Annotated in this window: 19 protein-coding genes and 4 pseudogenes; 15 read left to right on the top strand and 8 right to left on the bottom strand. The window is 59.9% G+C overall.

What is annotated here, in order from left to right; genetic code table 11:
* Positions 1 to 17 precede the first annotated feature (17 nt).
* Both AC0SZ7_RS05320 and AC0SZ7_RS05315 read left to right on the top strand, forming a co-directional pair.
* Positions 18 to 323 (top strand): ATP-binding cassette domain-containing protein, encoded by a 306-nt coding sequence (locus AC0SZ7_RS05320; RefSeq protein ID WP_475503373.1) that lies wholly within the window; start codon positions 18 to 20, stop codon positions 321 to 323.
* Between the two features lie 153 nt (positions 324 to 476).
* The gene (locus tag AC0SZ7_RS05315) at positions 477 to 1,352 is read left to right on the top strand and encodes an ABC transporter permease (RefSeq protein WP_475503372.1); all 876 of its coding nucleotides are present in this window, start codon (positions 477 to 479) and stop codon (positions 1,350 to 1,352) included.
* A 157-nt stretch (positions 1,353 to 1,509) separates the two neighbouring features.
* On the opposite strand, the gene AC0SZ7_RS05310 is transcribed toward AC0SZ7_RS05315, so the two are convergent.
* The 3 genes and pseudogenes from AC0SZ7_RS05310 to AC0SZ7_RS05300 form a co-directional block, all read right to left on the bottom strand.
* Positions 1,510 to 1,905 carry a LysR substrate-binding domain-containing protein gene (locus AC0SZ7_RS05310; RefSeq protein WP_475503371.1) on the bottom strand — a complete coding sequence of 132 codons (396 nt, stop codon included), beginning with the start codon at positions 1,903 to 1,905 and terminating at the stop codon, positions 1,510 to 1,512.
* A 14-nt stretch (positions 1,906 to 1,919) separates the two neighbouring features.
* Positions 1,920 to 2,474 carry a LysR family transcriptional regulator gene (locus AC0SZ7_RS05305; RefSeq protein WP_475503370.1) on the bottom strand — a complete coding sequence of 185 codons (555 nt, stop codon included), beginning with the start codon at positions 2,472 to 2,474 and terminating at the stop codon, positions 1,920 to 1,922.
* A gap of 20 nt (positions 2,475 to 2,494) precedes the next feature.
* Positions 2,495 to 3,448 (bottom strand): annotated as a pseudogene (locus AC0SZ7_RS05300) (conjugative transfer ATPase); the annotation flags it as partial.
* Between the two features lie 586 nt (positions 3,449 to 4,034).
* On the opposite strand from AC0SZ7_RS05300, the gene AC0SZ7_RS05295 reads away from it, so the two are divergent.
* From AC0SZ7_RS05295 to AC0SZ7_RS05270, 6 genes are all read left to right on the top strand, one after another.
* Positions 4,035 to 4,970, top strand: a complete 936-nt coding sequence (locus AC0SZ7_RS05295) for a LysR family transcriptional regulator (RefSeq protein ID WP_475503369.1) — start codon at positions 4,035 to 4,037, stop codon at positions 4,968 to 4,970.
* Positions 4,971 to 5,166: 196 nt separating this feature from the next.
* Complete coding sequence (locus AC0SZ7_RS05290; protein ID WP_475503368.1) at positions 5,167 to 6,156, top strand: ABC transporter substrate-binding protein; 990 nt, start codon at positions 5,167 to 5,169, stop codon at positions 6,154 to 6,156.
* The gene (locus tag AC0SZ7_RS05285) at positions 6,146 to 6,955 is read left to right on the top strand and encodes an ABC transporter permease (RefSeq protein WP_475503367.1); all 810 of its coding nucleotides are present in this window, start codon (positions 6,146 to 6,148) and stop codon (positions 6,953 to 6,955) included. The genes AC0SZ7_RS05290 and AC0SZ7_RS05285 overlap by 11 nt, the downstream gene beginning before the upstream one ends.
* Entirely contained in the window at positions 6,952 to 7,689 is a 738-nt protein-coding gene (locus AC0SZ7_RS05280) for an ABC transporter ATP-binding protein (RefSeq protein ID WP_475503366.1), read from the top strand. The genes AC0SZ7_RS05285 and AC0SZ7_RS05280 overlap by 4 nt, the downstream gene beginning before the upstream one ends.
* Entirely contained in the window at positions 7,686 to 9,011 is a 1,326-nt protein-coding gene (locus AC0SZ7_RS05275) for an LLM class flavin-dependent oxidoreductase (protein ID WP_475503365.1), read from the top strand. The genes AC0SZ7_RS05280 and AC0SZ7_RS05275 overlap by 4 nt, the downstream gene beginning before the upstream one ends.
* A 136-nt stretch (positions 9,012 to 9,147) precedes the next feature.
* Positions 9,148 to 11,481, top strand: a complete 2,334-nt coding sequence (locus AC0SZ7_RS05270) for a TonB-dependent receptor (RefSeq protein WP_475503364.1) — start codon at positions 9,148 to 9,150, stop codon at positions 11,479 to 11,481.
* A gap of 283 nt (positions 11,482 to 11,764) precedes the next feature.
* Here AC0SZ7_RS05270 and AC0SZ7_RS05265 read toward each other — a convergent pair.
* A pseudogene (locus tag AC0SZ7_RS05265) lies at positions 11,765 to 12,091 on the bottom strand (LysR substrate-binding domain-containing protein); the annotation flags it as partial.
* A 1,311-nt stretch (positions 12,092 to 13,402) separates the two neighbouring features.
* On the bottom strand, positions 13,403 to 15,151 hold the full coding sequence (mobH, locus tag AC0SZ7_RS05260) for a MobH family relaxase (protein WP_475503363.1): 1,749 nt from the start codon (positions 15,149 to 15,151) through the stop codon (positions 13,403 to 13,405).
* Between the two features lie 842 nt (positions 15,152 to 15,993).
* On the opposite strand from mobH, the gene AC0SZ7_RS05255 reads away from it, so the two are divergent.
* Together AC0SZ7_RS05255 and AC0SZ7_RS05250 are read left to right on the top strand one after the other, a co-directional pair.
* Positions 15,994 to 16,329 (top strand): hypothetical protein, encoded by a 336-nt coding sequence (locus AC0SZ7_RS05255; RefSeq protein ID WP_475503362.1) that lies wholly within the window; start codon positions 15,994 to 15,996, stop codon positions 16,327 to 16,329.
* Between the two features lie 165 nt (positions 16,330 to 16,494).
* Positions 16,495 to 16,860 carry a histone-like nucleoid-structuring protein, MvaT/MvaU family gene (locus AC0SZ7_RS05250; protein ID WP_475503361.1) on the top strand — a complete coding sequence of 122 codons (366 nt, stop codon included), beginning with the start codon at positions 16,495 to 16,497 and terminating at the stop codon, positions 16,858 to 16,860.
* A gap of 2,274 nt (positions 16,861 to 19,134) precedes the next feature.
* On the opposite strand, the gene AC0SZ7_RS05245 is transcribed toward AC0SZ7_RS05250, so the two are convergent.
* Positions 19,135 to 19,290 (bottom strand): hypothetical protein, encoded by a 156-nt coding sequence (locus AC0SZ7_RS05245; protein ID WP_475503360.1) that lies wholly within the window; start codon positions 19,288 to 19,290, stop codon positions 19,135 to 19,137.
* A gap of 67 nt (positions 19,291 to 19,357) precedes the next feature.
* Positions 19,358 to 20,130 (bottom strand): annotated as a pseudogene (locus tag AC0SZ7_RS05240) (DNA cytosine methyltransferase).
* An 828-nt stretch (positions 20,131 to 20,958) separates the two neighbouring features.
* Here AC0SZ7_RS05240 and AC0SZ7_RS05235 point away from each other — a divergent pair.
* From AC0SZ7_RS05235 to AC0SZ7_RS05225, 3 genes and pseudogenes are all read left to right on the top strand, one after another.
* Positions 20,959 to 21,615 (top strand): DUF2786 domain-containing protein, encoded by a 657-nt coding sequence (locus AC0SZ7_RS05235; RefSeq protein ID WP_475503359.1) that lies wholly within the window; start codon positions 20,959 to 20,961, stop codon positions 21,613 to 21,615.
* Positions 21,616 to 21,760: 145 nt separating this feature from the next.
* Positions 21,761 to 21,970: a hypothetical protein gene (locus AC0SZ7_RS05230; protein ID WP_475503358.1), complete on the top strand. Its 210-nt coding sequence runs from the start codon at positions 21,761 to 21,763 to the stop codon at positions 21,968 to 21,970.
* A pseudogene (locus tag AC0SZ7_RS05225) lies at positions 21,967 to 22,155 on the top strand (hypothetical protein); the annotation flags it as partial. The gene AC0SZ7_RS05230 and the pseudogene AC0SZ7_RS05225, both read left to right, overlap by 4 nt.
* A 393-nt stretch (positions 22,156 to 22,548) precedes the next feature.
* On the opposite strand, the gene AC0SZ7_RS05220 reads toward AC0SZ7_RS05225, so the two are convergent.
* On the bottom strand, positions 22,549 to 22,761 hold the full coding sequence (locus AC0SZ7_RS05220) for a hypothetical protein (protein WP_475503357.1): 213 nt from the start codon (positions 22,759 to 22,761) through the stop codon (positions 22,549 to 22,551).
* A gap of 135 nt (positions 22,762 to 22,896) precedes the next feature.
* Between AC0SZ7_RS05220 and AC0SZ7_RS05215 the strand changes: the two genes are divergently transcribed.
* Both AC0SZ7_RS05215 and AC0SZ7_RS05210 read left to right on the top strand, forming a co-directional pair.
* Complete coding sequence (locus AC0SZ7_RS05215; protein WP_475503356.1) at positions 22,897 to 23,094, top strand: hypothetical protein; 198 nt, start codon at positions 22,897 to 22,899, stop codon at positions 23,092 to 23,094.
* A gap of 334 nt (positions 23,095 to 23,428) precedes the next feature.
* Complete coding sequence (locus tag AC0SZ7_RS05210) at positions 23,429 to 25,186, top strand: EAL domain-containing protein (protein WP_475503355.1); 1,758 nt, start codon at positions 23,429 to 23,431, stop codon at positions 25,184 to 25,186.
* Positions 25,187 to 25,580 lie beyond the last annotated feature (394 nt).

Below are 25,580 nucleotides of genomic sequence, written 5' to 3'. Positions count from 1 at the left end.
CCAATCCCGATTATCCCGTGGATACGCTCAGTGGCGGAAACCAGCAGAAGGTCTGCCTGGGGCGAATCCTTGCTACCGCGCCGCGCCTGCTGATTGTCGACGAGCCGACCCGAGGTATCGACATTGGCGTAAAACAGGAAGTGCTGCGCCTCATCGAGGCGCTCAGCGACACCGGCGTGGCGGTGATCATAGTGTCCACTGACACAGATGAGTTGGTACGCGCGGTGGACCGTATATGCGTATTCGACAATGGCAGCATCAAGCAGAGCCTCACTGGCGAGGCCATCAGTGTCGAGCGTCTGCGCGCGGCGGTGATGGGCTGATACCCGACAATAACAAACGAGGATATCTCAATGGAAAATACGACCCAGGCTGGTCAGGTGCTTATGCCAGTCGTAGGCAAAGTCAATCGTCAGGCAGTCACGCGATGGGTATTGCACAACGTGGTGTGGATCTGGCTGATAGCGCTTGTGGCTATGTTTGGCTTGTTCAACCCGTTTTTTTTCAGCCTGTTGAACCTGCAGAACGTGATGGTGCAGGCCACTGTGTTGGGCACGCTTGGCCTGGCGGTGGCGTTGCCGTTGCTGGTGGCCGAAGTAGATCTGTCGATCCCCGCCAACGCGGGCTTCAGCGCGGCCGTAGGCGCGCTTGCCTATTCGGAACTGGGCCTGGCCTGGCCAATTGCAGTGGCCGCCGGCTTGGCCGTGGGCACGTTGATCGGTTTCTTCAACGGGCTATGCATCACCCGCCTGAAAATGGTGTCGTTGATCGAGACACTGGCCATGATGATCATTCTGCAGGGCACCCTGCTGGCCCTGACCCAAGGCAAGACGTTGACTGATTTTGCCGATGGCTACCTGTGGATCGGCCAAGCTGGCGTTGAGGGCTGGCCGTTGATGCCACTGGTCTTCGTGGTCGCGCTGGCTGCCGTTGGCGTTGTGTTGAGGCGTACTGTCCTGGGCCGCTCGGTGTACGCCGTTGGCGGCAACCCAGCGGCGTCGGTCTGCGCGGGCATTCGAGTGGCAAGGGTCAAGGTCATTACTTACACCCTTTCCGGTTTCCTGGCAGCGCTGGCTGGCTTCCTGCTGGCTTCGTGGCAGGGAGCGATAACCTCAAACCAGGGTTCCAGTTACCTGTTGTACGCCATCGCCGCACCGATCATTGGTGGCGTCAGCGTGTTTGGTGGTCGCGGGAATACCCGGGGCGTGCTGGGTGGCGTGCTGTTGCTCACGGTGATCCAGATCGGCCTGGCCGTAGTCAACGTGCCGTCTTTCTACGTCGGTATGGTGGGTGGAGTAATGATATTCATCGCCGTGGCCATCGACGCTTTCCGGGTTCGTTATATAGGTTGAGAAGCTATTTTTTCAGCTTTACGGTTTGACGTGAGGGGTTGGCCTCGCTACCCCTCCCGATGGCATAGTGCGTTTCAGTACCACGCCAGCGGCGCGCAGGGGTAGAGGGCGGTCGTCGATGACATGGGGATTGACGGATTGCGCGGCAGCAGGCGGATTACATTTGCCCGCTGCCGCCAGACCGCGCTGACCCTAAGCCATGCTTTAGATCGTCAGGGGGTATCAACGCATACTCTCCTACCGCCAACTCGCGCTTCAAATACTCGATACACACCCGCACCTTCGCCGACTGATCGCTGCGCGCCACCGTCACCGCCCACACATCAGCCGGCTGGCTCCACTTGGGCAATACCCGCACCGGGCGGCCATCGGCCAGTTCCTGATCCACGTTCCAGTCCGCCATCATCACGATCCCGCGGCCCTCCAGGCACCAGCGCAGCGCCACGTCGCTGTCGTTGGACGCCAGGCTGCCGGTGACGGTCACTGTCTCCCAGCGCTGCGGGCCTTTGAGTTTCCAGGTGCCAAACGGCGCGTCGCGGTCACGGAATACCATGCAGTCATGCTACGTCAGGTCTTGAGGCGTGCGCGGGGTGCCGTGGGTGTCCAGGTGGCGCACAGGATGCGCGGGGTGCTGGCGATATGGTGGGGGATCAGGCCGGCTTCTTCCACTTCACCCACGCGTATGTCGATGTCGAAGCCTTCGGCGACCAGGTCCACCCGCCGGTCCATCAGTTCCAGCCACACTGACAACGCTGGGTTGGCCTGTTGCAAGGCACTGATGATCGGGGCGATGTGCCGTCGCCCCAGACGCTGGCTGGAACTGACGCGCAGCGGCCCGCTGGGCAGCGCGCGGGCACCGGCCAGGTCGTCCTGCAAGGCCTGTGCTTGGTCAGGCATGTGCTGGGCCCATTGGTACACCGCAATACCGGCCTCCGACACCCGTACCGTGCCCGTGGTGCAGTGCAGCAGCTTAACGCCCAAGGCGGTTTCCAGCTGCATGATGCGTTTGCTGATGGAGGTCTGGGTGGTGCCGCAGGCCTGGGCAGCGGCCTGGAAACCGCTGTTTCGCACCACCAGGCAGAACAGGTGCAGGTCGCGCACGGGGACCTCGGTGAGGGCCATGGGAGGCCTTGTTCAGGGAGCCCCAGCTTGCGCCACATCTTCGTGCCCTTGACCACGAACGGCGCCCACAAGGGGTTCTTAGTGATGATGTGTCCTTCGTCCGTCACCATGATCACTGGCCGCTCCAGGTATTGATCGCGTTCGGCCAGGTTGTTCACGGTGTTCATCAGGCTGATGTAGCTGATCGACATCTGCGCCTCATACCCCTCGCGGGCATAGGTCGCAAGATCTACGATGGTGACGTTACTCTCGGGCCATGGCGTGCCGGTCCGGTCAAACAGCGTGCCCTCGAAGCCCTGGCAGAACAGGTCGATGGACTCGGCCATCTCCTGGGCGCGTTCGCGGCGCTTGTCGGGCAGATGCGCATCACTGGCCACCCGCAGTAGCGCATCCCGCACGTCCTGGGTCATAACCTGCAGCTGGGCATCCGCGCACGCCTTGGCGGCATCGAGGATGCATTCCCGGATCAGGCTGCGGTCCGCGCGAGTCAGTCGCGCTTCTTCCTTGGCTTCGCCGCCGGTGATCATCAATCGTGCAGTAATCTCCAGCTCGCCCAGGACATCACGTTGCTCTTCGTTGTCCGGGCTGCTGTCGTCGAGGTCATCGGTGGCCAGGGTCGCCACCTAGTCGGGGCGTTCGACCAGCCGCCGTGCGTCGGCGAATGGCGCCAGGCTCAACCCGCTGCCTGGCTTGAGTTGGACCTTGTTGACCGACAGTCCTAGGGTGGCGAAACAGTCGCCTTGCAGGCCAAACGAGTTGCCGGCTTCGACGATGAAAAGCCTCGGCCGGTAGATGGCCATGACCTGCATCAAAATCGAGACCAAAGTGGCCGACTTACCCGCACCGGTGGGCCCAAACAACAACAGATGGCCGTTCATGGACCGGTCAAAGCGCGACAGCGGGTCGAAGGACAGCGGAGCCCCGTCGCGGTTGAAGGATGTGATGCCTGGATTGCTGGTGCCGACGCTGCGCCCCCCACTAAATTATTGTTTTATAACGAATTTATGGATGTCAGTGGAACTTGATCACAGGCTATCCGGGTCCACGACCGTCATCTCACTTTAGGTGTGTCTGAACACTCTTTAGCAAAACCAAAGTCTTCGCTTTGCCTATCCCGCGCTACGTAGCACGCTTCCTCAGCTCCCCTGTATGCGTGCAACACCTGCGACGCATTGGGGGTATTCACCGATGAGTCTTGAACAATTCAACCATAAGGTTACACAGCCAGCGGTTGCCGCTGTCCAGTTGGCCAGGATTTCACCTATATGGGGAGCAGGCTGGCGATCAGGTCAGTGGTGCCGATGATGGCAGGGTCGATGCGGCAAAGCTGCCCCCAGAGGCAGGCGGGGCAGTACTGGTAGGATGCTGGCTAGAATCCAGCAGCAGCTTGGTCCAGGCGCTGGTCCATTGGCGGATTTCTACAGTAGCTCTCCAAGCGAAAAACGTTGATCCTACTGGCTGGACCCGGGATCGGCGCCTGCATCGCTGGATGTGCGGCAAGCACACCTGGGCAATCGCAGCGAAGCGTCCTGTCGTAGATGCGGTAATTTGGAAATGAGCATGGATTTACTCGACCGTTTTTTCAGCCGTGGCCTCAAACTTCATCACCTGCGCGTGCTGGTCATGCTAGGCCAGTGGGGGCAGGTGCGCCTGGTAGCACAGAAGCTGGGCGTCACCCAACCGGCAGTGTCCCGCCAGTTGGCAGAGCTTGAGGAAGGGCTGGGTCTAGACGTGGTACGCCGGGTCAGCAACGGACTGGTGCTCACCGAGGCCGGCCAGATTCTGCTGGCCCGGGCGCGGGAAATCATGTTCCAGCTGGAACAAGCCCGGCAAGAGCTGGGCAGCATGTCGGCCGGTCTGCGCGGCGAGATCACCATCGGCGCGGTGCCTAGCGTAATGCAGAGCCTGGCTACGCCGCTGCTGACGCTGCTGCAGGAGCGCGCGCCAGGGGTGTCGATCAACCTGCTCAGCGAGACCAGCGACAAGCTGTACACCTCACTGGTCAACCGCACCTTGCATGTATTGTTCAGCCGTGCCGTGCCACCGCAGTTCGCTGACCCAACCGTGGCGGGGGAATTGCTGTATGAAGACCCACTGGTGATTATCTGCAGCCGCAGCCATCCCTTGGCCCTAAAAGAACACCTTGTCCCCCAAGACCTCGATCATCAGCCCTGGGTACTGCCGCCCACCGAGTCGCCGGCCTTTGAGGCCTTGAACACCTGGATGCAGGAAAATCGCCTGACCCAAGGGCCCGGCAGCGTGCGTACCACGTCCAGGGAGGTGTACCGTTCAATGCTGGCGGGGGGCACGCGGCTGGGCATGATGAGCCTGGGCGCAGCGTTGGCACCGGAAATTACCGCAGAGTTTGCCGTGCTGGCGTTGCCCGGTGCGCGCTTTCTGCCCTCGGTGTGGATGTTCCATACGCGCACCGAGGCCACCTCGGCGGTGCGCGTAGTGGTGGAGTGCGCGCGGGAGGCGGCGTACGGGATGGCATAACGATTTGGTTATCCCCTATATAATTTTTTATGGTTATTGGTTTAGTAGTTATTCGAATTTCACATAAGCGGTGCTGATCGCTAGAGTGCACCTACCTGCTACCCGGCAGGGCTGCGGACAATATCCTACGCTGGATTTGCCCCTGATGTTTTCTTCGACCGCCCTGCCGTGGGCGGTCTGGAGCAGGAGCGCACCGATGTACCTTCGACTTCCCTTATGGCCGGCCACCGTCGCGCTGCTGCTGGCGCTTGCGTGTCCCGCCGCCCAGGCAGCGCCATTGCTGACCCTGGCCGACCAGAACGAGGCTACCCAGGCCTTGCTCGAAACCTGGGGTGCAACCCAGCCACAGCCGCTACCGCTCAGCTACGCCAATTTCGCCGGTGGCCCGGCGATACTCGAAGCCTTCCGCGCCGGTGTAATCGATGTCGGTATTGCGGGTAGCACCCCCCCTGTCCAAGCTCAGGCCGCGGGCGAGGCGGTGCGCATCATTGCCGCAGTCAGTCACGATCGTCCGGCCTATGAGCTGGCGGTTCGCGAAGGGCTTGAAGTACCGCGCCTGGAGGCCCTCAAAGGCCTGAAAATCGCCTACGCCGAAGGCACTGCACGACAGACTTTCGTACTGGCTGCGCTGCGCAAAGCTGGGCTCAAGCCCCAGGATGTGCAACTGGTGCCACTGCGCGTCAGTGACTTTCCCGATGCCTTGCGCAGTGGCCAGGTGGATGTAGCGCCACTGATCGAACCGCACTTCAGCCGTTATGTGGGCACGGGTGCCGACCACCTGGCGCGATTTGTCCCGGAGCAGCAGCTTAAAGGGCTACCCAGCGACATCAACTACCTGTACGCCAGCGACGCGGCACTCAAGGATCAGGCCAAGCGCCAGGCCTTGCTGCAACTGCGGCGCGGGTGGATCGCGGCCAACCAATGGGCCCAGGATCACCCCCAGGCCTGGGCCCAGGCGTACTACGTCAAGCGCCAGCAATTGGACCCTGCAGATGCCCAGCGCATCGTCGAGTCCCAAGGCAACCTTACCGTGCCGACGCTGGCCGAGTTGATCCCCACGCAGCAGGCGGTGATCGACCTGATTGAGGCAGCAGGCGATTTGCCGATGCACCTGCAGGCTGGCGACGAATTTGATCTGGAGTTTGCCCGCGAAGCTGAACAGCAGGAGGCAGTGCATGGCCGTTGACCGCGCACAGGCCATTCACCGGCCACGTCGGCTGGTGCCGGCACCCCTTGGCAAAAGCGCCTCGCTGTTGGGCCCCTGCCTGCTACTGGTGGCCTGGGAGCTGGCCGCCCAGCTGGGCTGGCTGTCGCCCAAGGTGCTGGCGCCCCCGTCCACGGCCCTGAGTACCGGCTTCCGCCTGCTGGCCGATGGCGTGCTGTGGCCCCAGTTGCTGGCCTCGGCCCGGCGTGCGCTGTCCGGGCTGGCCATTGGCGTCGCCTTGGGCCTGGTACTGGCGCTGGTAGCAGGCCTGACGCGCCTCGGCGATGCGTTGATCGATGGCGTGGTACAGATCAAGCGCGCTATCCCCACGCTGTCGCTGATCCCCTTGGCCATTCTGTGGCTGGGCATTGGCGACGGCATGAAAATCACCCTGATCGCCGGCGGCGTCTGCCTGCCGGTTTACCTGGGCACCCATGCGGCGCTCAAGGGTATCGACCTGCGCTACGTTGAGCTGGCGCACACCCTGGACCTGGACCGCTGGACCTTCATCCGCAAGGTGGCGGTACCCGGCGCGCTGCCGGGATTTTTCGTCGGCCTGCGCTTTGCCGTGACGATTTGCTGGGGCGCCCTGGTGGTGCTGGAGCAGATCAACACCACCCAAGGTATCGGCTATTTGATGAACCGTGCCCGCGACTACGGCCAGACCGATGTGATCGTCGTCGGGCTGGTGACGTACATGGTGCTGGGTCTGGTGTCTGACCGGCTGGTGCGAGCGGTGGAGCACCGTGTGTTGCGCTACCGCAAGGTGATCGGCTCATGACCGCATTCACGCCATTGCCGGTCAGCATCGACCGCTTGACCCGTGCCTTCGGTACACGCCGGGTGCTGGACCAGTTGAACCTGCAGATTCCGGCCGGCCAGTTCGTCGCCATCCTGGGCCGCAGCGGCTCGGGCAAAAGCACCTTGCTGCGCGCCCTTGCCGGTCTGGACGCCGACGTGCAAGGGCAGGGCAGCATCGCCGCGCCCACGCCTAGGGCCGTGCTGTTCCAGGATTCGCGTTTGCTGCCCTGGGAGAGTGTTTTGGCCAACGTCACCCTGGGTTTGCCGGGCAAGGATGCCGCCCTGGCAGGGCGCCAGGCACTGGCCACGGTCGGCCTGGCAGGCCGCGAAGGCGCCTGGCCGGGCGAGTTGTCCGGCGGCGAGCAACAGCGTGTGGCGCTGGCCAGGTCATTGGTGCGCAGGCCCCGCCTGTTGCTGGCCGATGAGCCCTTTGGCGCGCTGGATGCGCTGACCCGCCTGAAGATGCAGGTCCTGCTGCGCCAAGTGGTACAGCGCCAGCAACTGACCGTGCTGATGGTCACCCACGACATCGATGAGGCGTTACTGCTGGCCGATCGCGTGGTGGTGCTCGATGGCGGGCGCATCGTCCAGGACATCCCAGTGACGCTGGCCCACCCCCGCAGTACCGCCCACCCCCAGCTTGCTCTGTGCCGTGACGCGCTGCTGCAAAGCCTGGGCGTCGATGAAGCTTCCCTTCAAGTAGTCCAACCATGAACCGTCAACTGCATTTGAACCTGTTTGTCTTCGGCCGCGGCCATCACGAGGGTGCCTGGCGGCACCCGTTGGCGCCGTCCACGGCGCTCACCGACATTGAACACTACCAGGCCCTGGCGGCTCTGGCGGAGAAGGGTTTGCTCGATTCGCTGTTTCTCGCCGACGTGCTGGCGATGGGCGATACCCAGGGCCATTCACCCATCACGCCCCTGGAGCCGATCACCCTGCTGGCGGCGCTCAGTGCGACCACCCGCCATATCGGCCTGATCGGCACGGCGTCGACCACCTACATGGAGCCATTCAACCTGGCCAGGCAGTTCGCCGCGCTGGACCACCTGTCCCGAGGCCGCATCGGCTGGAACATTGTGACCTCGTGGATCAACGGCGTGGAGGCCAATTTCGGCCACGACCGTCAGCCAGCGCACGCCGAACGCTATGCCCGCGCCTTCGAGTTCATGGAGGTGGTGAAAGGGCTGTGGGACACCTGGGCCGACGACGCCGTGCTGGATGACCGCAGCACAGGGCAGTATCTGCAGCCTGAGCGGATTGCCGCGCTGAATCATCGCGGTGCACATTTCCAGGTACGCGGGCCCCTGAACATTCCGGCCTCGCCGCAGCGTCATCCGGTGCTGCTCCAGGCGGGCTCATCGGCGGACGGTCAACGCTTTGCTGCTCAGCATGCCGAAGCAGTGTTCACCGCCCAGCCCGATTTGCCGGCGGCCCAGGCCTTCTACCGCTCGCTCAAGCAGCAGGTGCTCGAGGCCGGGCGTCAGTCCAGCGAACTGCTGGTGCTGCCAGGCCTAAGCGCGGTTGTCGCCGAAAGCGACCGGCAGGCCGAGCAATTGCTGGAAGAGCTCAACGCCCTGACTGCGCTGGAGACCGGCCTGGCGCGCTTGTCGGCGCGCTTCGGCGGCCATGACTTTTCACGCCTGCCCCTGGACCTGCCAATGAGCGTCGACGACCTGCCCAACCCCGACGGCGTGCAGGCCGCGCAAAGCCGCGCGCGGGTCGTGGTGGAGCTGGTGCGCAGCCAGCGGCCCACCCTGCGCCAGTTGTTGACGCAACTGGCCGGTGCCCGCGGCCACTACACCCTGGCCGGTACCCCCGAACAGATCGCCGACGCCATGCAGACATGGTTCCAGAACGGCGCTGCCGATGGCTTCAATCTGATGCCGCCGATCATGCCGGCGATGCTGGCAACCTTCATCGACGAAGTCATTCCGTTGCTGCAACAGCGCGGATTGTTCCGCACCGCTTACCAGCAACACACCCTGCGCCAGCGCTACGGCCTGGCCAGGCCGGCCAGTCGGTTCTTCGGCTAGCCACCGCACAGGCTGCCCGTGGCCTGCTTCACGGGCGCTTCCACCGCGCTTGACCCTCGCCCAGGGAAAGTGATTTCGGCTGCCCGGCATTCGGCCAGCCCCTGTCCATTCCCGATAGCGCCGTTGGGCGCAAAGGATGTTTCGTTTGAAGGTCAATCCACGTTTTGCCGCACCATTTGCGCGTCGCCCCAGTGCTGCCTTGCTGCTGGCCCTGGTTCAACTGCCGGCATGGGCCGACACCCAGGCCACAAGCGATGCCACGGCCCAGGCCGATGCCCACCTGGAAACCGTCACGGTCAGCGCCCGCCGCCGCGAAGAAAACGCCCAAGACATTCCCACACCCATGACCACCCTCAGCGGCCAGGCCCTGGAGAACCAGCGTCTGTATCGCCTGCAGGACCTGCAACAGGCGCTGCCCAGCGTCAACATTGCCTACAGCCAGTCCCGGGTGTCCAACATCGCCGTGCGCGGCATCGGCAACAACCAGGTGGGTGAGGGGCTGGAGGGCAGCACTGGGCTGTACATCGACAACGTCTACCTGTCGCGCCCCGGCATGGCCAGCTTCGACCTGCTCGACCTGGACCAGATTGAGCTGTTGCGCGGCCCGCAAGGCACGCTGTTCGGCAAGAACACCACCGCCGGGGTGCTTAACATCAGCACCCGCGCACCCACCTTTACCCCAGAGCGCAGCCTGGAGGTGAGCGGCGGCGAATACGGCTACGCGCAAACCAAGGGCACGATGTCGGGCCCGCTGACCGACACCCTGGCCGGGCGGCTGTCGTTTTACCGCACCCGCGACGACGGTTACGTGGACAACGAACACGATGGCCGCAGCTTCAATGGCGGTGAGCGCGAAGGCCTGCGCGGGCAACTGTTGTTCCAGCCCAATGATGATTTCAGTCTGCGCTGGATCACCGACTACAACCAGGAAAAGTCCACCAACGGCGTCCTGACCCTGTACGGCGCCTCCGACCGCTTCCGCCAGCGCGCCACCCTTATCGGCGCCAACCCCGACTACGCTCGCGACGGCAAAGTGAGCATCGACTCGCCGCAGTCGCTGGCGGTGTTCCAGGGCGGCAGCTCGCTGGAGGCCAACTGGAATCTGGACGGCGGTTATCGCCTGACCTCCATAACCGCCTACCGCTATTGGCACTTCCTGCCGCACAACGACGCTGACCTAACTGATCAGCCGGCGATTCTGGACAGCGGCACCGAAGTCACCACTCGCCAGTATTCCCAGGAAATCCGCTTGGCCTCGCCCGTGGGCGAAACCTTTGACTACGTGCTGGGCGCCTACCTGTACCGGCAAGACACCGGCAATCGCAACTTTGCCGATTATGGCCCCGACGCCGATGTGTTTTTGACCGGCGTCAACCGCGACATCTATAACAATGTCAGCACCCAGACCAATGGCAAAGTCACCACCGACAGCTATGCACTTTTCGCTCAGGGCAACTGGCACCTCACCGATCGCCTGGATCTGACAGCGGGCATCCGCGGCACTTATGAGGAAAAAAACGCCGACGTGCATCGCTTTGACCCTACCGGCGGTGCAACGCTCAGCACCGCGCTGCAAGCCAGTCGCCTAGCGCAGATGGGCGCGTATCAGTCCGGCGAATTCGGCCTGCACAGCGCGTCGCCCTCCGGCTTGCTGAGCCTGAGTTATCACCTCACCGCCAACCTGATGACGTATGCCTCGCTGGCCCATGGCGAGAAGTCCGGGGGCATTAACCTGGCGGTGCCGTCCAGCGGTATGGGTACCGACAGCCTGGTGATCGGCCCCGAGCGCCTCAACGACGCGGAAGTGGGCTTCAAGAGCACCTGGTTCGACCGCAGCCTGCTGGTAAACGCCAACCTGTTCTGGATGGGCGTCAACGGCTACCAGGCCTCTACCCGGGTCATCACCGCCACTTCGGCGACGCCCGTCACCGTGCTGGCCAACGCCGGTACCGTGCGTTCGCGCGGCGCCGAACTGGACCTGACCTGGCTGCCGGTGCGCGGCCTGACCCTGAACCTCAACGGCTCTTACAACGACACCACCTACCTGTCGTTCAAAAACGCGCCATGCCCCGGCGAGGTCAGTACCGTCAACGCAGCAGCCACCTGCGACCTGTCGGGGCAAGCCGTGGTTGGGGCATCGAAATGGATCGCCAATGCCAGCGGGCATTATCAGTGGAACCTAGCGAACGGCCTGCAGCCTTACGCCAACCTGTCGTACAGCTACCGCTCTGCGGCAGAAGGCACCCTGGACAATTCGGCGCTGTCGAAGATCGACGCCTACGGCCTGGTCAACGCGTCCACTGGAGTACGCTTCAATGTGGGCGACGGCCAGGCCGACGTGTCGCTGTGGGTCCGCAACTTGACCGACAAAATTTACTACCTGACGGCATCGGCCGTGTCCAATGGAGCCTACAGCGGGTCGATCGGCAGCCCGAGGACGGCAGGGCTGACAGTGCGGTACGACTTCTGAGTTGATTACCGTTTGCGGTTTTTTCCGGGAAGGATGAGCTGACGTTACCCTCATCGTGCCGTCTTGGGGCTTTCGGGATAGGGGTGATTGCGCCGCGATTGCCCGATGGGCCATGCGTCGCTGAGCGTTCCCGTGCTGGTGCCCAAACGCTCCATGATCATACGTGGCACGCGTGCCAGACGTCGCCCTGCGGGGCGCGTGCCGCCTACAGCAGGCCTCCTGTTGAAACAGTGGGCGCTGAGAGGGGCATCGCCTGTTCAGGAAGTCTATGGGATGTGCGTGCCTAGCTGGAAGAGTGCAGGCTTGTGGAAGTGTTGGCGCCATGTTCGATCAAGCCCGCGAGGACCATCGCCGGCTCATTCAAGTTTCGCTTGGAATGGTGGACTAAGCCGATCTCCCGGTAGAACGTATGTTCTCCCAAATCCAGCGCTCGTACTCCCGCCGGCCAAACCGCGTGCCCAAATGTCTCGGGTACCAATGCCACCCCGACACCGTTGGCAACCAGCTCCGCAATTGCGCCTAGCTCATCCAGCTCTGATACCTCGCGCGGTATGAAATGCATCTTGCGCAGGAACCGGTCAACTTGCCGGCCGCCGAATGACGCTCGGTCAACCGAGTCAGCATCAGCAGGTAACAATTCAATCAGCGCTTGGTGCAGGTCGGTCATACCCCTTTCGATAAACTGAGTATTGCGGTGCCCATGCACCTGAATGGTGCCTGTAGCGTCCATGGTTTTCCGCTTTGCCAAGATTCTATACTGATACTAACTGGAGGAACTGAATTTCTGTTTCATACTCCGTCCAGTACGGACTATTTCGTTATAGTTATCCCTAAATGCTGGGTATTGGGCGAAGAAAGCCTTGTTTCTAGGAGCTATGTGGAGGTGCGTAGATTGCCCGCACAAAACTTGTCTATGTTGCGGCGGCTATTGATGCAGATCTTATCTGCGTCAAGCAAGACCTCTATTGGCATGTTTCAAAATTTAAAAATAGTTGGAGATGATTTTTTAGTTCGGCTACTAAATCTGATAAATAATGCGGCCGAGCGACAGGCGCATAGTATTACGTATGCCACCTATAGTGACATAGTGAAAAAATCCCAAAATATAATATTGGGTAGTGAGGGCAGTCCAGTCGCTGCAGGGGATATATGCAAAGAGCTACATGTTAGCCGGCGTGCACTTAATAATAGTTTCGTGGCTGTTACAGGCAAATCTCCGTCCCAATATCTGAAGTCAATTCGATTAAATGCAGTTAGAAGGGAAATACAAATCGCTAGTCTAAACTTCAATGTGTCGGATGATCGAGCTGTCCGGCGATAAAATTCCCTGGGCAAGCCCAATTCATTCACGGACTGGATCTTGTTTTACTGTTGAAATTTTTTTCTGATTAGGTCATATCTAGCCCAAGGCAGCCGCTTGGTGCGATTGCGCAAAAACCTCTCAAATGTTATCGAAATTGCTCGCCAGTCATAATCAAATGATAGCGCAGTCGAACGAATATAGCATTGAGGACCAAAAAAATTGTGCTGCCGTCATCCAAGTCATGTGTTGCAACGGGCTTTACATTTCGATACCCGCATGGGCCTGACGGTCGCCCATCGGCCCAGAGTTTGAAATATTCACAGAAGGGGTGCCGTACGTTCAGGGGAAGCTCTGCCGTGGAGATTATCGTGGATAACAGTTAAGCTTTTTACGTCTGGCGCCATTTCAATGCGGATCATGCCCGGCCACTTTCCTTCCATCGAGGTAGCCATGGGCGCAATGAGTGCGCTAACCTCCTGTGGGGCATGAAAGTTATCATTGTGCGTCGGTCCTCAATAGGCAGGGCAACTAGGTTAATAGTTTTTGGATCTGCTGTTTTCTCATTTCATCGGAGTAATGCGGAGGAGGTTGGTTAGCCGTGCCGTAAACGTGGATAATTTAGTCTCCAGTCAACCTGAGAAAGGGATTGTCCTGCAGCTTTTTTTCGCTGAGTTCGAGGGGATCTTTCAACAGGTATCCGTTCAGTTTTCCGCGTTTTCGAGGACCTTGAACTTGGCACGACCAGATGTTCTGGCCGTCCGGCCTGCGCAGGTGAAGGTTCAGTTTTTCAAAGCGTTTCTGGACGTTTAACCAGGCTTGCGAGCCTTCAATATGGCTGCCTTTCGGTTGGCGCTCCGAGGTGTAACGTTGGAAGATCCCCGGGGTCACCAAGAAGTATGTACCGCTGACGGTATGCACCTTCGCTTGGCTGTCGTTGATGATCAGGGAGTGGTCTTTCAATCCAGCGCGCAGCCACTCCACGAACTGCTGACCGAGATCGTTGTTGCTCTCTGGAGTCAACTCCGGCTCGCTGGAAGGGGGGGCACTAGGCTCGAACTCGGGTGTTTCAAATAGCTCCAGAAGGGGCCCTGGGTAGTCGCTGTCCTCCATTTCGGAAGGGCAGGGCTTAGTAGGGTTGGGCCGGTTCGCATTGGCTGATACAGGGTCGGCCGCTGTCGGTGTGGTGTTACCGGTACCGGGCGAGGTTGGCTGTTCTGCGGGGTCGGAGGTGCCCTCAAGGACGGTCTTGAGGGTGCCGGTGAAAGTGGGCGGTCGGGTTTCATCCGCCCAAATCAATGAGGGCTGCAGGCGCAGGAAGGTGAACTGTTGCTGCCAGCCTTCATCGGTCACCGCAGCGATCCAGATCGCCTTGCCGTCAGGCGTGGGCTCGACCAACCCGTGCGACTGCAGCTCATCGAATAGGGCGATGTTGGAGGAGGGGATGCCGTCTACGGACTGTGCCAATAGGTAGGCACGCAGCTTGTCGGTGGCGGTCTTGCTGACCAACCACAGGTGTTCTTCGGTGAGCCAGCCGGCGGCGCCGGGCTGATTGAGCTTGAACTCGTTCTTCACCAGGTGGCGCAGGCCGCTGAGCAGGTGGTGCTGCAGGGAGTGCGTGGGCGCCTGCAAGGCTTTGCCGGGGTTGGCGCCGATGTTCTGCGCCGTCGAGACGCGGTCGGCCTGCAGGACCAGCTCGCCGAGGATGCCGGCGTGCTCGTAGTGGTTGGCCAGCAGGTACAGCAGCTTGCCCCACAGCGCGGGGTAGCCGCTGAGCCAGTCGAGGATAGGGCGGTGCAGCACCTGGGTGTACAGCAGGCCGGCAGCGGCGCCGTGCAACTGGTAATCGCGGCCTTTCAGGTAGCGAAAGCGATAGGGTTGATCCAGGGGGCCGTGCCAAGGGTGCCAAGGTTGACCGTCCTGGTATTCCACCTGCAGGTCGACGGCGATCTTGCCGATGTCGTGGAGCAGGGCGCCGTAGGCAATGCCGGCGCTCCAGGCATCGGCCTGGGCCGCCTGGTCCTCCGGAGCGGCGCCGCTGGGCAGCAGGTGGGACTGGCGCAGCTTGAGGCTGCAGGCTACCAGCTCCAGGCCATGGTCGAGCATGCCGCCGGGGTAGGCATGGTGGTGGCTTTCACTCGCCGGCAGCTGCTGGACATAGTCGGCGTAGCGGCGGATCGGTCTCAGGTAGAGCTGCTCGAACTGCGGCTGGGACAGCGCCGTGTATTGCCAGATGCGCTCGAGCAGCTTCTGTCGGTGCTCCGCGGCGAGCAGCGCTTTGGCCGTCATCGGTGCATAATAGCCCTCGGCAATGGGGGTAGATGAGGGCGTGGGGACTTTGGCCTTTTCATGCGTGAACCAACTCGGCATCGTCGCCACCTCGGTTGAATACCCATGAGGTCCTTTTGCCTTTTCGGATAAGCCTCTTACCCTTGCCAGCCCTTCCTTTGCCGCCCTTACCCTTTACCCCGTTTCCCTTTTGCCAAGGGGCGCAAATCTGAACGTGCAAGCGTCGAATATGGGCAGGCTGGTGATGGCGGGTGGGCCGACGTGCTCTGGCTGGCGCCGCAAGCACAGTGCCCATTCCAGGCGACGGGAGCGATCGACACCTGGGCTTGAGCACCGCAGGGGTGGGTCAATCATTATCGCCAATGCGCGTCTGGGGATGGCGCTGATGGCAATCTCCCGGACGCGTTGAGCGCCCATGGCCAGGGCTTTGCCGACAGAGGCAGCTGGCAGGTCTGCATAGCTCTCCTCGGCGAGCATCCGTCCGCTAGCTTCATAGACACTCAAGAACATTTCGGTAGCGCCACTGCGCGCGATTCTGGCCCTGACATCGATCTCGGTGCCATCGTCCAGCGATTCCCGGTGTACCACGGCGTGGATCCCGCGGTCATCCCACGCGGTGAAGCATGAGCCTTGTTGACGCATGACGGCCTACTTCTGTGTCGCGCCTGCCTACCCGCCTGGATGACATGGCGTGCCCCAAGGGTAGGAGCAGACAGCGGAGATGGCGTGTCGGCACAGGACGACAACGCGGACATCGTCCGGATAGCTCGGCGAGCATTGGCGGGCCTGGGTTTCGTCATGGCCTGGATTGATGTAGGTTCAGGCAGTCGATTAGGCTGTTTTCAATTGCCCTAACTACATTTACCAAGTCCTCTCTTCGGCGGGCCGCCATTGCGGGCGAAAGCGCCCTTGAGTATTTGACGATGAATGATTCACTGACAGAACAACAAATGCGTGAAGCATTGTTTGGCCCCTCCAGCCTAGCCACACCGACCGAAACGGACGATGCCTCTGAACTGCAGTTCGTGCCGAGCAAACGCACGGTGTCGAAGTCCACTACGAAGCAGGCGACGTCGACTTCGTTGTTTCCGAAACTACGTGTCACCTTGCAGGTCGGCAAAACCTTTGAGGGTGAGGTTGAAAGCCTGGTTCATGATGCTCGGACGTTGAGCACGCTGTTGGCGGAGCAAGAAGCCCGCGAGCTAGCCAAGAAAAAGAAGTACAAGTACATCGAAGTTGTTTCAATCACGCGGGTATGACCTCAATCAGGGGGCATCGGCGGACACCGCCTGGCGGCAGTTGTTGAGTGCATCCCCGCTTGATATTCCGGCGGCTGGTATCAACTAGTTTTGAACCTTTCGGCTATCCTTTGCTTCTGAAGTGCAGTCGCATCTAAATAATTTCATCTTGCAAAGGGATTTCCCATGTCAAAGCTTGCCGAATTCAAAGCCCTTGAGGCGCAACTCGCCGCGAAAATTCAGCAGTTGGATGCGTTGAAGAACGACGCCGAGTTGAAGCGTGAGATCGAGTTCGAGAGCAAGCTCAAGGCGTTGCTGGAAGAGTACGGGGTAAGCCTGAAGCACATCGTCGCTATCCTTGACCCCGTCAACGCTGGCGGGCGCTCGGCCGCGAAGTTCTCAGCCACGCCGCAGCGCAAGCCACGTGAGCTCAAGCGCTACAAGCACCCGCATAGTGGTGAAGTGGTGGAAACCAAGGGTGGCAACCACAAGATCCTCAAACACTGGAAGCAGGAGCATGGGGCGGGCACGGTGGAAAGCTGGCTGCAGTAGTCTGAGGCGGTGGGGCATCGACCGAGGGCCTCTCCGGCCTGCTTGTTTTACCACCGCAGCTGCAGCACTCGGCAGGCGCATACGGAACCTGTTTGTATTACAGTGGCTTCCTTCGGCCTGCTGTTGATGGGAACCAGGCGACACGCACACCTTCCGCTGACGTTGGCCCAAATGTCAGTCTCCAGCCGGCGCCGTTTGATCGAAGACTGACAGCAAGAGCTTTTCCAGGTCCAGCCACGGGTGCTGGCTGCCTTCTGATTGAGCGCTGCATCGCGCGGTATGGGGAAACACGCGGTAGGCCTGCTGCGATGGCTGAGTGTTGCCGCAGTGGCAACATTGAATCGTTGTTTCAGAGAGCCGCCAAGCGGCGTTCCAATGCTGCAACCTGCGCTTCCGGTCTGGCATATCGCTACCGCCTTCAAGTGACGCATAAGCTTCCACGCTTTAGTGGCCAATAGCTAGGCGGTATCCCTCCGTTTATCGGGCATTAGGCGCTTGAGCAAGAACGAATATCGCGCATCCCGGCAGTTTCTCCAGGTCAATTGACTAAGGATCCAACAAAGCTGGATTAGTCGAGGTTTTCAACGGGCAGTGACAGATAACCTAGGGGGGAGGACGCTGGATGATCCAGCGATTGGCGCACGATCCCCCGACCGGCCCTGAGACCTGCTGGAAAGCTTTTACGCGCAGCTCAATCGCAACCTTGGGCACATTGAATCTAGATCGAGGCGATACGGCCGGAGCAGGCCAGATGCACGGAAGGGCGTAGGGAATCTCAGCAGGCAGAGCATGAGCCTGCGCAGATTCAAAAAATTTGGTCTATATAAAAAGTGATACTCAGTTAGTGCGTGTAAAGCAGGGAAAGCTATATGAATTATGCGATTTGCGCGGTGCCAGCAGAGCGGTTTCAAAGTGATGAGTATTGGGAGGAACGCGTGTGTCCGAGGTGCGGTCACTACAAGGTCGCTGTGGATCTCGTTGAGCATTTGATCGAGGAGGGGCAGATTTTCGATATTGAGAAAACTCGCCTCTGGCTGTGGCAAACGAGAGCCGAATGTCCTACTCCAGAGATCACATTGGCGAATGTGATATTGGCGGTAGGTCACTAGCCAACCTAGAGCGTCTCTCAGAATCGGCTGCACAAGCTCTGGTCTCATGGTTGGTTTGAGACCATGGTGAGCTGGATCACCCTTAAAAGCTCAAGGGATGCTTGGCTGGATAGATGCGTCATCAACCATTTGTGGGAGCGCTTTGACAGGAGGTTGAAAGTGGTATATTTCAAGGGGTCGTCTTATAGAATTTGAGGCCCCCAGGGAGGACAAATACTAATGCCAAATCGCGGCTGTAAGTTTTGGGAATGGGCAGATTGCGCGCTCCATCATCGAAGTCATGATGAAAAACTATGCGATGGAACGACTATTGATGTCCAGGCCAGACTCTCACGCGATGGCCACACTCAGATGTTCATCGGTGTATACGGACCGGACGGTGCCCTTCTCGCAGAAGAGTATTATCCATGCCTACAGAACGAGACCATCAGTCACGCCTTGTTGCGTGGGGCTGAAAGGGCTCGCTTTTTTGCAACCTCGGCCAACATCGTGGTTGCACCCACTCCTCGCAAAGCCTCATCCCGTGCGCCCCAGGCTGGTTAACATCGAAGGCGGGAGCGAGAGACCTAGAGTTTCCTAACGATCTAGGGGCAAGGTACGAGGCCGCTGGCAGTACTTTTCAGTCCATAAACCCATGTGGCGCCGTGCCGGGTAAATGTGATGCGACTTAGAGGAGCGGTATACCTCCAATGGACAAGCTCTGCAGTAAGGCCTATGACGCATAGCGGTATCCTTCCGGGAGGAACCCAAATTGACGTGCAGGTGCAAATATCTGCTAATAGGTTGAGCTTCGTGTTTGTGGGCGTTTACCTGAGGAGCGGACGGTGTATTTTTGAGGAATGCTATGGGACGCTCCATCGTGACATTCGAGAAGCTCTTAACTGGGGCGTTTATACGGCTAAGGTGGCCGCGTTGAAGGTGACTTCGGTGCGTGCGGAGTGACCTTAGAAACCTTGCAGCTAGATTTCCACGATCTTTCTTTGTCAGGTTTGCGGTCGCTGCCTTTAGAGCTTTTTTTCAGCACCCCGTCGATCCATTCCTTCCGCTACCAGTATCCGGGTTGGTCATCAGTGCCCAGGTGAATTTCGTGGGCCTTGCCGCGATTGAGCGAGCGAACCGCGCTGATCAGCTCGTCCAGTTGCTGATCCGTCTCTGTCAGGCGCTGCTACAGGGCTGCTTCATGGGCCTGGCCTCGCTTCAGGCCAAGCGCGTAGCTCGCATCCTGAAGGGCGATCAGGTCGTCATTGCTTCGGGGCGAGTGGTGCACAAATTCGTTGTGCAGACGGTTGATCTCGTTCTGATCGTCTTCTGGGTAGTTCATCTATCTGTCCTCTGCGCCCGCCGCAGCAGGCTATGATGGGGGGTAGAGTACAAATGTGCTCGTGTCGCTACGCGGCAGCCATCATCGCTTCCAGGATGCGCTGGCCTGCCAGCGGCGGCACCGCGTTGCCCGCTATGTGCATGGTCAGTCGGTGGTTGTCAGGCCGCAGGGTGCTGGCCGGGAAGCTCTGGGCGGTCAGGGCTTCACTGGCGCTAAGCATCCGCATTACGTCACCGCGCACCAGAGCCCAGCGGTCGAGCGTGGTGATGGTTCCGATGGGGCGGCTGGTGCACCGTTCGGTGAGACCTGAGCCCTTGCCGTAGTAGGGCATGATGAACTCGTCGCCGAACCCAGCTCGGCCGTTGGCCACGCGCGCCAGGGTGGCGGCGGCCCGGCCTGGCTTCTCGATGGGCGACCACTTGCCCGCCGTGAACTCGAGGAAGCTGGCGGCGGGCACGTGCTGGCGCTGGTGCAGCTCCAGCATCAGCGGTGGCTGCGGGTCAGCACCAAGAACAGACGCACCCGGTGCTGTGGCACGCCAGGTCCGCGCAATCGACGATGTGGGGTGCGACCAGTAACCGAGCGCCTGCACCGCCTGCAGCCAGGCCGGATAGAGCGCCCACCCCACGAACTCTGGCACGTTTCTACCACGGCGCCCGGCGGCCGGTGATACTCGAGGACCGACACGACGGCCCAGGCGGTGGAGCGGGACGAATCGTGCTGCGGGTTGCCCGAGGCCTTCCCGCGCGCCTTCGAGTGCCCTTGGCAGCATGGCGAGGCTAGCAGCAGGTCGTGGCCGGCCACGTGCTCCCGGCGCGCTTGGTGCAGGTCCTGGCACACGTGGTCGGTGGCGGGGTATTACGACCCATCGAAGACCCTCGTCCTTGGCTCCAAGTATGGTCTCGAAGCGCTTCTTCTCAACCTTTACACGGGCGGTGTGGAAGTCCAGTATCAAGGAGTCGACGTCCACGACTTCTACTACGGCAACGACGACTGACCATCCGGCGCTGCCCGCCAGCGCCTAACCACACCTACCCCTATATCGCCACCATATGGCTCAGCCCTCTGCCCTCGTTCCGCTGTTGGGCAGCACGAATTGCTTCACCCCAGGCGATACCTGCGGCCTTAGCTTCAGCAGCGCTCGGATATAGTGTCGCCCGGCAAGGGGGAAGGTGCACGCCATCAATCACTACACAGTCGATCCCCCAGGCTCCCGAGTCACCTGTAGATGATACGGAAACCACCACACCGTTCTGTTTGGTCGTCTGGACTTGCATGCGCAGCTCCAATTTTCAGTCAATCGGTATACGCCACCCTGACCCAAGATTAGCCGCTGCTCGACTGGAAATGGGGGGTAATTAATTTGGCACGGCGACGCTAGCAAGCAATCCAGGCCAAACCTGCAAGGCCTCGGCCTGACGCCTATTTGCAGATATCCGCAGGCGTCTGGGATTTCCCCCGCAGCACAAATTTGGAAGACTCCATGATGGTCGATCGGACCTCGGCAGTCGCCTTCCTTAGCTCTTCCTTGAATTCCTCTGAAGTTCTCATTGAACGCTCTTTTAGGGGGTAGTTCCGCAGGCTGCGCTGAAAAAACACATCCGCAATCAATCATTAACCGCCACCTCAGCCAGCCATCGGTAGGCGGGCGGCTGCCTGGAGCACCCCATGACCGAACACCAACCCGATGAAAGCAAACTCGAGCGGGTGATCCGCAAGATCAAGCGTTGCCTGGCGCTGTCGCAAAGCGCGAACGAACACGAAGCGGCTACGGCCATGCGCCAGGCCCAAGCGTTGATGCGCAATCCACAAACCCACCTGCCGGGTGCTCTCGACAAACACGTCCGCCGAGAAGTAGCACTCCTCGCCCGGTGCAGCGCCGATCAGCGGCTGTACGCCGGCCGCGTTGTTGCTCAGAAAAAGTACATGCCAGCCACTCCCCGCGGCGTCCGCAACAACAACCCCGGCAACATCGACTACAACCCGCGCAACGCCTGGGTGGGCCAGCTGGGCCTGGAGCCCAAGACCGCCGGCGTGCCGAACCCGCGCTTCGCCTTGTTTGACTGCGCCGAGAACCGCATCCGCGCGATCGGCAAGTTGGTGCTCGTCTGTCGGGGCAATGAGAACAACACCGCTGCCTATATCGCGGCCGTGGCCAAGCGGATGGTGGTGCTGCCCGGCGTGCCGCTGGTGCTGGGCGACTTCAAGACCCTGCTGGGGCTGGTGATGGGCATCATCAATCACGAAAGCGGGGGCATCCCGTACGCCCAGGCGGTGATTGAAGACGGCGTGCGCAGGGCGCTGGCATGGCGCCCGCGCAGTTGAAGGTGCTGGGCGTCGGCCTGGCCGCGCTGTTACTGCTGGCGCTGGGCGCCGGGGCCGGGTGTGGCTGGCCGCCGGGTACTACCGTCCCCTGCTGGACGCGGCCAACGGCCAGACCACCACCTCCGTGGCTGCGCGGGACAACCTAGTGCAGCTCACCCAGGAGCAGGGCCAGCAGTTGGGCGACCTGGTGCAGCAGGCCAACGACCGAGCAGCCGAAGCCGCTAAGGCCGTGGCCACCGCCCAGGAACAGGCCCAAGGCGATTACAGCGAGGCGAACCGGATTCAGCGTGAGCACATCGGGGGCGACAGCTGTGCGGCTGCCACCACGGTAATCGACAAGGAGCTGGGGTTATGAGGCGATTGCTAGCCTTGGGATTGGGGACGTTGCTGGCGGGCTGCGCGCGCCAAGAGCCGGAGGTGCGGACAGTCAGGGTGGAGGTGGCCGTGCCGGTGCCGTGCACGGTGGCGGCCGTAGAGGTGCCGGCCTTCGCCACGGTGCGCCTGAAGAAGAGCGACCCGGTGGAAACGAAGGTCCGGGCCTCGGGCGCCATCGACGCGGAGCTCTAGAATGGCAGGTTAAACCCGTACTCTCGCAGCGATGGGGTAAGGGCAATTTATCTGGTAGCGGAGTCTAAATCGATCCAGGGGGAGGTATTCTCAGGCGTGATACAACCAGCGACGTGTACGAAGGGAGATTGCCTATTGTCTTCGCTCTGCCTCGCTTTGCATCTCCTGCATTCAACGGTGTTGTTGGATAAGCGCCAGCGGTTGTTCCACTGGATCAGTAGTTCTGCTTTCTTCACAGCATGCACACTCTGTCGTGAGGTACAGGAAGGGCGTGCCAAGGGTGCTTGGTACGCATTTTCATATGTTAATCCACCACCGCCCTTGAGCGCCATCCCAGTGTAGTTCCCAGCTGCAAGCCTTTTCTGATTAATGCACAGTTTCTGCATCGGGCTTTTTTGTCTGAATTAACGAGTTCTGCGTATTCCGCAACTGATCCCTCGCAGCCTCAATACCGCCTGCTAAGCGATTAAACGCGGCCATTAGCGCCTGAAATTCTGATGCAGAAAGTTGTTCCAGCGCGTCCTTTAGCTCGGGGTGGTTAGCCATTAACTGAGCGCGGTTTTCCTTGGTGCTGCTCATCGTGACGACCTCATTACGGATTTGAAAGTCGGACCTCGCCCTCCAAAGCGAGTTCCACGGGTATTGCCGCTTTCTGCCTGACCAAAGGCTAGAGTATTACCCGATCGGGATTGTCAGTTTTTTTTTGGAGGCGCTATGTCAGTCAAGGTAAAGACCCTGTGCGGTGACGATATGCCGGAGAGGTATCGACTCGCAGGACACGAAGTAGTATTTGCTGTGACCAGCCTTGATGGTTCGGTCACCTATTTTGAGTCGGATGAGGAGGCGGCTATTGCAGCGGCGAGGATGTCGTATGAAGGACGGGATACGTTCAAAAACGATGTCGGGGATTGAAGGAGTGCGCAGACTCGCGCTCTCAGGTTGAGGGGTAGGATCAGGGCAGCCCATTCTCCGCGGTGAGCCAGACCGCTGCGTCTATTCCTTAAAGGTCGCAACCACGACATGCGTCAAAAAACCGCCAAGCGAAGGACGCGCCTGGCGGGGAGTGCCTGTCGTCCATGGTGGCGCCCCTTGTGATCGTAGCTCAAGGGTGAAATATTGCCATCTGGCCTCAGTTCAGATGCAACCGATGAGCACCCACTCCACCGATTCTGCCGAATGGCAGGTTGTTCCGGGATACTGCTTAGCTATATTTTCTTAGCCACGTTTACTTTGCGAGAGCCAAACTATGCCCGAGCCGTCTCGCCTAGAACAGGATCGCCTTGCCGCCGTTCACGCGCTGCAGTGGCTTGAAACGGCCGCCACAGAAAACTTCGACCGAATCTGTCGGCTTGCTGCCAGCTACTTTCAGGTGCCGACTGTGCTGATTTCTTTCGTCGAGCAGGAGCGCCAATGGTTCCTAGCGCGGGTGGGCTTTGAACTTGGCGAAACGCCAATCCATCAGTCGTTCTGCCGGTATACCATCGCCGGGTTCGAGGTAATGCAGGTGCCGGACGCGCGGCTAGATCCACGCTTTAGCTCCAATGATTATGTGCTGGCGTCCGAGGGCGTCCGCTTCTATGCCGGGTCCCCCCTACGTGACAGCTACGGTCGCGCCCTTGGGAGTCTATGCTTAATCGACAAGAAATCGCGAGAACTGACAGCGAAGGAGGTTACTGCGCTGCAGGATTTCGCCGAAATGGTCATGGTACAAATTAATCAACAGCACTTACTAAGATATCGAAACCCGCTAACCGGTCTGCCGAATCTTCAACAGCTTTTGATCGACACCAAGGGAATCTCGTTGCCAAGTGGGCAGGTGCGGTTAGTGGTGGTGATTCAGTTCGGGGAGCATTCTGGACCGGTGTCTGAAGAGACTGCTCGGAGTTTGCGCCTTTGCCTACAGAGCGTCGGAGCGCTGTACCAAGTCAGTGACCGCGATTTTTGTGTGCAGTTGACTTATGACACGGTTCACCATCAAGAGCTGTTTCGGGGGCTGGTGACAATTATCTACGACTGCCTATCCGAGCATAGACCACGCATTGGCCTGGCAGTCTGTGAGGATGGTACCCTGACTGTAGAGTCATTGTTGCATAAGGCTGCGCACGCAGCAGGCGGAGCAGCGGCCCGACTTAGCGGATGGGCGCTTTATGACGAAATTCAAGACTTTGCTCATCGGCGTGCTCTGGGGCTTATCAATGATTTCAGCACTGCTTTGGCCAATGGTGATGTTTACCTGGAGTACCAGCCACGGTTTAGCTTGGAGAGTGGTCGTATGCTTGGTGCGGAGGCGCTGATTGGCTGGCGCCACCCTGTCCTAGGCAAGCTCTCACCAGCTGAGTTCATTCCATTGATCGAGCGCGGCGGCAGAATCAGTGACGTTACCCGATGGGTGATACAACACGCCCTTCGCGACCTGGCGAGATGCATAGATCAAGGGGTGCGGCTCGCGGTTAACTTGTCACCGCTCGATTTCCACGGTATGGACATCGCCCGAACTCTCCACGGCGCATGCCTTCGTCACGGCATCGCGCCTACCCGGCTTGAGGTTGAGATAACCGAAGGTGAATGGTTACTCGGTGAACCGCAGGTGATTAGCCAGTTGCATGCGGTTCGTAACCTAGGTGTGGACGTAGCGATTGACGACTTCGGCACGGGCTACAGCAACTTTGCTTATTTGCAGGAAATCCCAGCGAACGTATTGAAGGTTGACAGATCGCTGATCACTAACATCGAACATTCACCTAGAAATAGAATTATCGCCCAATCGGTTTTTCAGTTGGCCCGGCAATTGGACTACCGTACCGTCGCTGAAGGTATCGAGAGTTTTCGGTGCCTGCATTTGGTTCGTGAATACGGGTGTGACGAGGCTCAGGGTTTTTTCATGAGCCGACCCTTAGACGTTGAGCATTTCCTGCGTCACTGCGGCGATTCCGCCCAAGCGTTTTGCCCAAAAGATGCTTCCACTCCCTCGTCTGTTCATGGCAAAGCCAGTGACGCGAGTTAGTAAGTTTTTTATAGCTGAAGAGTTGGAAGACGTTGGAGGTCACCACGGGGTGACGTACTCCTAGGTCGGTGGACCGGGAGGCGTCGTGACGAAGCCGAAAAAAACGGCTGTAATAGAGCATTATTCCACGCCAAATATTGAGTGGATGATGTCGTGAAGATCTCGCCAAGGCACCTGATCGGCAGCAGTCCCTGCCGGGCAGTCTTTTGCATGGACGAAGGGCTTCCCGCGGTTGCGTTTATCTTGCGACCTGCCGCATCGGGAGCATTGCACGCAGTCTCCCACAAGCCTCCAGGATTCGTTCCATCTTCTGAGCTTCATTGGCCGATCTGGCATGACGTCCGCCTAGTGGGTGGCATGTTGGCATCATGCGCCCTGGTAGGCGTCGTTCATA

The organism is Pseudomonas sp. JC1203 (genome assembly GCF_056175065.1).
This window is presented reverse-complemented; position numbering and strand designations above follow the sequence as displayed.

What these genes read in the sequence shown, in the direction of transcription:
- AC0SZ7_RS05215 (WP_475503356.1), top strand. Translation starts at nt 22,897, where the DNA reads ATGTCAGTCAAGGTAAAGACCCTGTGCGGTGACGATATGCCGGAGAGG.
- AC0SZ7_RS05235 (WP_475503359.1), top strand. Translation starts at nt 20,959, where the DNA reads ATGACCGAACACCAACCCGATGAAAGCAAACTCGAGCGGGTGATCCGC.
- AC0SZ7_RS05295 (WP_475503369.1), top strand. Translation starts at nt 4,035, where the DNA reads ATGGATTTACTCGACCGTTTTTTCAGCCGTGGCCTCAAACTTCATCAC.
- AC0SZ7_RS05280 (WP_475503366.1), top strand. Translation starts at nt 6,952, where the DNA reads ATGACCGCATTCACGCCATTGCCGGTCAGCATCGACCGCTTGACCCGT.
- AC0SZ7_RS05250 (WP_475503361.1), top strand. Translation starts at nt 16,495, where the DNA reads ATGTCAAAGCTTGCCGAATTCAAAGCCCTTGAGGCGCAACTCGCCGCG.
- AC0SZ7_RS05315 (WP_475503372.1), top strand. Translation starts at nt 477, where the DNA reads ATGTTTGGCTTGTTCAACCCGTTTTTTTTCAGCCTGTTGAACCTGCAG.
- AC0SZ7_RS05310 (WP_475503371.1), bottom strand. Translation starts at nt 1,905, where the DNA reads ATGGTATTCCGTGACCGCGACGCGCCGTTTGGCACCTGGAAACTCAAA.
- AC0SZ7_RS05290 (WP_475503368.1), top strand. Translation starts at nt 5,167, where the DNA reads ATGTACCTTCGACTTCCCTTATGGCCGGCCACCGTCGCGCTGCTGCTG.
- AC0SZ7_RS05210 (WP_475503355.1), top strand. Translation starts at nt 23,429, where the DNA reads ATGCCCGAGCCGTCTCGCCTAGAACAGGATCGCCTTGCCGCCGTTCAC.
- AC0SZ7_RS05275 (WP_475503365.1), top strand. Translation starts at nt 7,686, where the DNA reads ATGAACCGTCAACTGCATTTGAACCTGTTTGTCTTCGGCCGCGGCCAT.
- AC0SZ7_RS05305 (WP_475503370.1), bottom strand. Translation starts at nt 2,474, where the DNA reads ATGGCCCTCACCGAGGTCCCCGTGCGCGACCTGCACCTGTTCTGCCTG.
- AC0SZ7_RS05285 (WP_475503367.1), top strand. Translation starts at nt 6,146, where the DNA reads ATGGCCGTTGACCGCGCACAGGCCATTCACCGGCCACGTCGGCTGGTG.
- AC0SZ7_RS05270 (WP_475503364.1), top strand. Translation starts at nt 9,148, where the DNA reads ATGTTTCGTTTGAAGGTCAATCCACGTTTTGCCGCACCATTTGCGCGT.
- mobH (WP_475503363.1), bottom strand. Translation starts at nt 15,151, where the DNA reads ATGCCGAGTTGGTTCACGCATGAAAAGGCCAAAGTCCCCACGCCCTCA.
- AC0SZ7_RS05245 (WP_475503360.1), bottom strand. Translation starts at nt 19,290, where the DNA reads ATGAACTACCCAGAAGACGATCAGAACGAGATCAACCGTCTGCACAAC.
- AC0SZ7_RS05220 (WP_475503357.1), bottom strand. Translation starts at nt 22,761, where the DNA reads ATGAGCAGCACCAAGGAAAACCGCGCTCAGTTAATGGCTAACCACCCC.
- AC0SZ7_RS05255 (WP_475503362.1), top strand. Translation starts at nt 15,994, where the DNA reads ATGAATGATTCACTGACAGAACAACAAATGCGTGAAGCATTGTTTGGC.